Raw genomic sequence first — 463 nt, 5'->3', positions numbered from 1 at the left:
ATTCCCATACTTATATTTCAAATTCGCATGTTTTTCATGGATTAAGGTTGCACTTCGTCCTTTTAAGTAGCCCATAAAACTAGAAATACTAATCTTTGGTGGTATTCTTACTAACATATGAATATGGTCAGGCATTGCATGAGCTTCAATGATTTCAACATCTTTCATCTCACACAATTTTCTTAATATCTGACCAATACTTACTCTTAACTTTCCATAAATCACTTTTCGTCGATACTTCGGGGTGAAGACTATGTGATACTTACAATTCCATCTGGTATGTGCTAAACTTTTATCGTCGTTAGACATAAAAAAACTCCTTTCGATCTGATATGCGGTTGGTAGCCACTATTAGTATATCGAAAGGAGTTTTTTATCGCTAAAGCTATTTCGTCCACGCGTAGAAACGCGCGGTTTTTTTGTTTCGTACGCTACGCGAACGAAACTGACTAAAGTCAATAAT

Annotated in this window: 1 protein-coding gene; it reads right to left on the bottom strand. The window is 35.6% G+C overall.

From position 1 onward, the window contains the following. Positions 1 to 309, bottom strand: a 309-nt coding sequence (gene tnpA / locus FJU10_RS18945) for an IS200/IS605 family transposase (RefSeq protein WP_140966745.1), incomplete at its 3' end; no start/stop codon positions are given. Positions 310 to 463: the final 154 nt, after the last annotated feature.

This window comes from Enterococcus sp. OL5 (genome assembly GCF_006491895.1).
Taxonomy (GTDB): Bacteria; Bacillota; Bacilli; order Lactobacillales; family Enterococcaceae; genus Enterococcus_D; species Enterococcus_D innesii.
This window is presented reverse-complemented; position numbering and strand designations above follow the sequence as displayed.